Annotated in this window: 6 protein-coding genes; 1 reads left to right on the top strand and 5 read right to left on the bottom strand. The window is 65.1% G+C overall.

What is annotated here, in order from left to right; genetic code table 11:
• Positions 1-189 precede the first annotated feature (189 nt).
• Positions 190-705 (top strand): GAF domain-containing protein, encoded by a 516-nt coding sequence (locus tag KHY18_RS18190; RefSeq protein WP_213303018.1) that lies wholly within the window; start codon positions 190-192, stop codon positions 703-705.
• 43 nt (positions 706-748) lie between these two features.
• Here the strand turns inward: KHY18_RS18190 and KHY18_RS18185 are convergent, their stop codons facing one another.
• The 5 genes from KHY18_RS18185 to KHY18_RS18165 form a co-directional block, all read right to left on the bottom strand.
• Entirely contained in the window at positions 749-1,702 is a 954-nt protein-coding gene (locus KHY18_RS18185) for a SphA family protein (protein ID WP_213303015.1), read from the bottom strand.
• 296 nt (positions 1,703-1,998) lie between these two features.
• Positions 1,999-2,295, bottom strand: coding sequence for a hypothetical protein (locus KHY18_RS18180; protein ID WP_213303012.1), 297 nt, complete (start codon positions 2,293-2,295; stop codon positions 1,999-2,001).
• Positions 2,296-2,324: 29 nt separating this feature from the next.
• A complete protein-coding gene (locus KHY18_RS18175; RefSeq protein ID WP_213303009.1) occupies positions 2,325-2,489 on the bottom strand; it encodes a hypothetical protein in 165 nt (54 codons plus the stop codon).
• Positions 2,490-2,739: 250 nt separating this feature from the next.
• On the bottom strand, positions 2,740-5,205 hold the full coding sequence (locus tag KHY18_RS18170) for a TonB-dependent siderophore receptor (protein WP_213303006.1): 2,466 nt from the start codon (positions 5,203-5,205) through the stop codon (positions 2,740-2,742).
• 135 nt (positions 5,206-5,340) lie between these two features.
• Positions 5,341-6,612, bottom strand: a complete 1,272-nt coding sequence (locus tag KHY18_RS18165) for a sigma-70 family RNA polymerase sigma factor (RefSeq protein WP_213303003.1) — start codon at positions 6,610-6,612, stop codon at positions 5,341-5,343.
• Between the last annotated feature and the right edge of the window lie 154 nt (positions 6,613-6,766).

Here is a 6,766-nt window from a genome sequence, read left to right as displayed (position 1 = left end):
CGGCGATTTCCATCGCCTCGATACAGCCGCGCATGATGGCGCCGCGGCGCGCCGAACTCGGGGCGCTGCTGGCGCGCGAACTGGGCGCGGCGCGCGCAGGCTGAAGGCCGTCGCCAGAGCACGCTGGCGGATACCATCCGTCACAAGCTTGCACCGGAAAGGGGCGTCTGTGGGCTTAGACTTGCTGGCATGCAACTGGACTACAACCCTGACGATATCGACGTCAAGATTTCCGAGCTGCTGGTGGCCACCAGCGACGCCGCGGATCCCGAACTTCCCGCCGCCGTGCGCGAGGTTCTCAATTTGATCCGCACCAAGTTGAGCATGGATGTCGCCTTTGTCTCCGAGATCACCGACGGCCGCCGCATTTTCAAGGCGGTCGACAGCGCGACGGGCTTCACGCCGCAGCTCGAAGCCGGCATGTCGGGCCCGGTGGAGGAAAGCTGGTGCCAGCGCGTGGTCGAAGGCCGCTTGCCCGAAGTGATGCGCGACGCCGCGCCTTATGTGACCGCGGGCCAGGCACCCGACCCCGGATTCCCCATCGGCACGCATCTGAGCACGCCGGTGCGCCTGGCCGATGGCTCGGTCTATGGCACGCTGTGCTGCTTCAGCCGCGGCGTGAAGGAGAAAACCGATATCGATCTGCTGCGCCGCACCGCCAATCTGCTGGCGGGGCGTCTGGCGCCCGGGGCCACGCACGCTTGACGGCGCGCGCGTTCAGCCGTGGACGCGCTGCGTTGGCGAACGCTTATTTCGCCTTGAAAGGCACGACCAGGGTCAGCCAGAAATTCCAGCCTTCGGCGCGGTTCTTCGCGCCCCACTCGTGATAGGCCTTGGCGTTCAAGTAATAGAGCTGCCCACCGGCTTCGAAGAACATGCCGGCCTGCGGGCCTATGCCATTGAGGCTCGACTTGAGCGTGCCCAGCACCGCGCCGCTGCCCGAGTCGCCCTTGAGCTGGCGGTAGAAGTAGCCCACGAGGCCTGCGTGCACATTGGGCAGAAAGAAATACGAGGTGGCCCAGTCGATGTGCGCTTCGGCGCCGCTGCGGTAGTCGCTGGCGGGGTTCCTGGCCTTGTAGTTCATGCCGCCGACAAGGGAAAACTCCAGGCCTTTCTTCTGGTCGAAATAAGTGTAGCCTGCGCCGGCGTCGACGGCCCAGCGGTTGGCGCCGGTGTTGGCCAGCCGGCTTTGACGGTACGAGCCCACGGGAAGAACGCCTGAGGCGTAGGCCATGTAGCTGTGCACGCCGTCGTTCCATTTGACGTTGGCGTTCGGGTAGATGTCGGAGACTCCCGTCACCGCATCGCGTTGCGTGCCCGAGATCGGGCCCAGTACCGGCACGGTGAGTGTCGCCGCGGCCTGGGAGCGTGTGCGTCCCGCGCCAATGCCCAGACCGAGTGACGGCCTGCCACCCCACAGCGTGGTTTCAAAGGTGTAGGTCGGCACGAAAAAGGCCATGTTGACACGCCCTTTGACTTTCGTGTCCAGGTGCCCGGTCGCCGGAAGAGCGCGTGAATCGCTGCCCGCGACCGCCATGTTCAGGTACACCACCGGCAGCGTCCAGCCCGGCTCGTGCGCAATGGCGGCCATGCTGCCCAGCTGGCCCGGTCGCCACAAGTTGACGATGCTTTCGTCGGCATTGGCATGCGAGGCCAGGGCCCCCAAAATCAGTGGGCCCCAGAGGCGGGCATGTGGCTTCATGCAGATCTCCTTGGTTGCAGTCAACGATTGCGGGCGGTGCCTGTGACCGCCATGGGACGTTCTTTCCTTGGCACGACAGCGTAGCAGGGTTTGTAACGTCGAGATACAAGATGACGTAAAAGCCAACAAGTACCTCAGTCGCACCTGGCGTCAGGCCGGCGGTGATTTCGCGACCTGAGCGGGAGCGGCGCGGCACGCATGTCTGGGTCGGCGGCTGCCATGACATGTTCCACGTCAGGGGGCCCAACCGATGCACGGTCACTGGGCGCGAGAGCCTGCGCTCTGGTGGTCAGGCGCTAGGACGGACATCCTTGGTCGGTGAAAGTGATCTGCAGTTTTGCCTTGTGCCGAGCACGCAGCTCTTTCTCGAACTGCATGACCTTGGCAGCGGGCACAGGAAGGCATACCACCAGCAGCACGGTCTTGGGATTGACGCGCACCGCCTCGTCGACGGCGGGCGTGGCAAGCGCCGACTTGACGGCGTTGACTTGGTAGGCATCGGCCGTGATGCGCACTTCCACTGTCTGATACCAATCGGAGCAGCCCGAAAGCGCCAACAGTCCGACCAAGGCCAGGCTTGCGACCACTTTCATCTGTCTTTGATCGCCGCTGATCTGCAGGTTCAGCGGCTGCCTTCGTTGCTCTGCTTTCCCATAGTGACCGACATCACCAGTTCAACCACGGTGGCCAAGGCCAGCACAAGGCCCGCTATTTTGCTGAAATCAGCGAACAGCAGACCTATCGCGACGATGACGCCGGTAAACGACAAATAGTGAATGATCTTCAAGGTGCAACTCGACTTTCAGGGGCGCAGCGCGCCGGCAGGTTGTTGTGGCGACCGCATCGATCACGGCGCCGGCATATGCCGGCGGCGACCGATAGCGTCATTGAAGTGGGTGATAGCAATAACTTAGCAATATGAAAATCAATGTACTTTTGCTATTTTCTTGAAAGCTGCCGACTACACCCATGATCATGAGAATAGCCGATGCCCGCCCTCTGCTGGGGCACCGGCCTGACGATGCACAAGCGCGGGCCTAGAACTGGCCGCGCAAGGTTAGCACCGCATTGCGCGGTGTGCCATACCAGTTGCCGCCCGACGCCGTACCCACGCGTTCGTAGTACACCTTGTCGAGCAGATTGTTGAGGTTCAGCGACACCGTCCAATTGGGATCGATGCGGTACTGCACCAGGGCATTCAATACCGCGTAGCCGCCTTCGGCGAAGGCATAGGGCGAGGCATTGAAGTTGGCGTCATACAGCGCTCCATTGACCGATGTCTTGCTCTGGATATGGGTCGAGCCTCCAAGTTGCCAGCTCGACCATTCGCCGGGCAGACGATAGGCGGTCGACAGCTTGAGCAGATGCTTGGGCGTGATGGTGCTGTAGCTGGTGGCCGTGCTGCGGTCCTTGGTCTGGTTGAAGGTGTAGCCGGCCGCAAGCTGCCAGCCGGGCTGGACTTCGCCGCCGATTTCGGCGTCGAAGCCGCGGCTGCTCACCTTGCCCTGCGGCAGATAGCAGCAGTTGCCGGCCCAGGGATCGCGGCTGGTGGGATAGCGCGCATCGACCACGCCCGTGCCCGTGCGCTCGACATTGAACACGCTGAACGTGGCGTTCAGGCGGCCGTCGAGCAGTTCTCCCTTGAAGCCTGCTTCATAGCTCTTGCCTTTGACTGGGTCGAGTGATGTGCCGGGCAGCGGGCCGGCCTTGAGCAGCGCCTGGGGCTTGAAGATCGAGGCATAGCTGACATAGGCCGACCACTGCGAATTCAAGTCATAGATCACGCCGCCATAGGGCGTGACATTGGTGGGCTCGCCAAATTCGGTGCGCGAAGTCACCGTGCGGTTGCCGGCGGTGTCGGCATTGGAGATCTGCTGCAGAAAGTCGTAGCGGCTCAGGCGGGCGCCGGCGATCACATGCAGGCGGTCCGAAGGGTGCAGGCGCAGCACGCCATATGCGCCTTTTTGCTGCTGGTTCCAGGGGTCGTAGATGTAGTTCAGCGGAACGTTCATGTCGGGATTCCAGGCATTGACCGCGAACAGGTCCGCGGGAACCGCCCAGTTGTCGACCGGCTTGCCTGTGGCCCAGGTGCCCTGCGCGCGCTGCCAATCGGCGCCCAGCAGCAGTTCATGGGTGCGGCCCAGCAGGCCGAAAGTGCCGCTCAGGTTGATGTCCAAGATGTCCTGCTGGCTGGACGTCGCATAGCGGCCGCCGCCCCAGTACGCGCCTTCGCGCGTCTGTGGATCTATGGCGCCATCGACAAAGGCGGTGTGCGCAATGGCGTCGGCCTTCACATGCGCCAGATTGGTCTTGAGCTTCCAGCCGTTGGCAAAGCGGTGTTCGAGTTGGGCAAACAGCTCCGTATCCTTGGTGTCGGAAAAGCCCCAGGGCTGGGTCAGGCTGGCGCTGCGCGGCAGTTCCAGCACTTGGCCGTTGGTGTAGCGCGGCAGGCCATCGCCTATACCGTTCTCGTGCCGCTTGCCGTAGCTGGTACCCACCGTGAGCAGCGTATTGGCCGTCAGATCGGCTTCGAGCACGCCATACAGCGCGGGCTTTTCCTGGCTGCGGTCCAACAGGTGAAAGTGGCGTTCTTCATAGACCGCGACGGCGCGTCCGCGCAGCCGGCCGTCAAAGCCCAGGGTTCCGGTGGCGTCGAGCATGGTGCGGTTGCTGTCCCAGCGGCCCACCGACTGCTCAAACACCAGCTGGTTCTCGGCCAGCGGTTTCTTGCGGGCCAGGTTGACGATGCCGCCCGGGTCGCCCATGCCGCCCAGCAGGCCCGAAGCGCCGCGCATCACTTCGATGCGGTCGTAGAACGCCATGTCCTGCTGCGGCTCGTAGGTGTAGGAACCCAGGGCCAGAGACGCGCCGCCATCGATCTGCATGCTGGTCACCTGGAAGCCGCGCGAATAGAAATCGAACGAGCCGAAGTTGGCGCGGTTGACGGTGATGCCCGGCATCTGCTTGAGCGCATCGTTGACGGTGAGCAGCCGTTGGTCATCGAGCTGCTGGCGCGTGACCACCGACACCGATTGCGGAATCTCGCGAAACGACTGATCGGTCTTGGAGGCAATGCTGGTCACGCGGCTGGTGTAGGCGCCCGTGCCTTCGGTCGTGCCGTCGCCGGCGCGGCGCGCGGCGACGCGCACTTCGGCCAGCGACGCCGTGGGACCGGCGCGCTCGACGACCAGCGTCGAACCATTGACATGGGCCGCAAGGCCGCTGCCTTGCAGCAGGCGTTGCACGGCCGCCGCGGGCGTGAGCGTGGCGCGCAGGGCCATTGCATTGCGGCCTTGGACCAGCTCGGCCGGGGCCAGCAATTGCAGGCCGGCCTGGCGCGCGAGTTCCGACAGCGCCGCATCGAGCGGCTGAGCGGCAATGTCGAAACTGCGCGTTGCCGTCGCGGCGGGCGCGGCAACTGCTGGCTGGGCCCAGACAGCGGGCGCGGCCAGGGCCAGGATGGCGGCGGCGATCAGGTGATGGCGGGCTTGGAGTGATGGCATAACGAGAACAACCTTGGAAATGAAAGCGAAGGGGCCGCAGTGCGGCTTCCAAGGTAGAAACGAACGAGGGCGCGACTTCCCTCACGCTTTTTTTGAAATATCTTTGGCGTGGCCCGGCGACGCCGGCCCACCGCCTCAGCGCCGTGCGATCAGCAGCGCGCGCTCGGCGCCTTGTCCCTCTTCGCGCACCGTCACCGGCAGGCTGCGTGGCAGCAGCCTGAGCCAGGCGCCGGCCTCGGCGATGCGCACGCGGCCAAACACCGTGAGATCTGCCGCCTCGGGCGCGACGCGCAGCGCGACCGGGCTGTAGCGCGCCAGGCGCTGCACTGCCGCGTGCAGCGGCACATGGCGAAAGTCCAGCCAGCCGCTGCGCCAGGGCGCAACTTCGCCCTGGGCCGGTGCGCGCTGCACGCCTGCGTGCGCCGACCAACTCAGCGCCTCGCCCGAATACAGGTCCTGCTGCGCCGCACCCGGCGGCTGCACCCGCACATGGCCTTGCTCCACCGCCACGCGCAGATCGCCGTCGTCGCCCACGGCGACTTCGAAGCGTGTTCCCACCACCGTGATGCGCGCGCCCAGCGCCTCGACGACGAACGGCCTTTCGGCGTCGGCCGCGACATTGAAGAATGCCGAGCCCGCGCGCAACGCCACTTCGCGCCGCGTGGCGTAGTAACGCACTTCGGCGCGGCCCTGGGCATCGAGCGCAATGCGGCTGCCATCGGGCAAGGCCTGTTCCAGCTGCTGGCCGCGCAGCGTCGCCAGCACCACCTGCCAGCCGGGAACAAACGGCCGCCAGGCCTGCCACATCGCGCTGCCGGCCAGGGCCAGGCCGCCCACGCCCAGCAGCGTCGACAGCGCACGCCGGCGACCGCGCCGCTGCACCGTGGCATCGCCGCGCCAGCGCAGCAGCGCGGCCTCGACTGCGTCGAGCGCGCGCATGACTTCGCGCTCTATGGTCTTGACCGATACGCCGTGCTGCTGCGCCAGCTCCACATGCGGCGTGCCTTCGAGCCTGTCGGCCAGAAAGATCGCGCGGCAGCGCGCGGGCAGGGCGGCAAGCGCCGCATCGACCGCGGCCAGCGCCTCGCGGTGCAGATGTCTGTCGGCGACATCGCGCACCGCGGCAGCCGCCGGCATGTCGAGATTGCCGCTGCCATCGAAGCGCTCGGCAGTGCGCCCGGCGCGGCGCAGGTGATCGATCGCCAGGTTGTCGGCCACCGTATAGAGATAGGCGCGCGTCGCGCCCTGGCTGGTCTCGTCGCCACGCGGCCCACGCTCGGCCAGCCGCAGCCAGGCGTCATGCACCAGATCCTGCGCCGTCTGCCGATTGCCCGTACGCCGGGCCACAAAGCCGATCAGCGCGGAGTAGCTGTCGCAGAAGACATCGGAGATCAGGGGGTGGGACATGGCGGGCAGGGTTCAGGCAAAAGCAAGATGCCATTTTAGAGAATAGTTCTCATTACCATCAAAAGGCCCGCGAAGTGACCAAAAGTAAGCCTCCCTTTGACCGACAAGCGCGTAGAGGTGAGTCCCTCAGACTCAAGCTTTCGACTCAAGGAGT

The organism is Acidovorax sp. CCYZU-2555, from assembly GCF_018413525.1.
GTDB lineage: Bacteria > Pseudomonadota > Gammaproteobacteria > Burkholderiales > Burkholderiaceae_C > Comamonas.
Note: the sequence above shows the minus strand (reverse complement) of the source record. Positions and strands in the feature narration are given on the sequence as shown.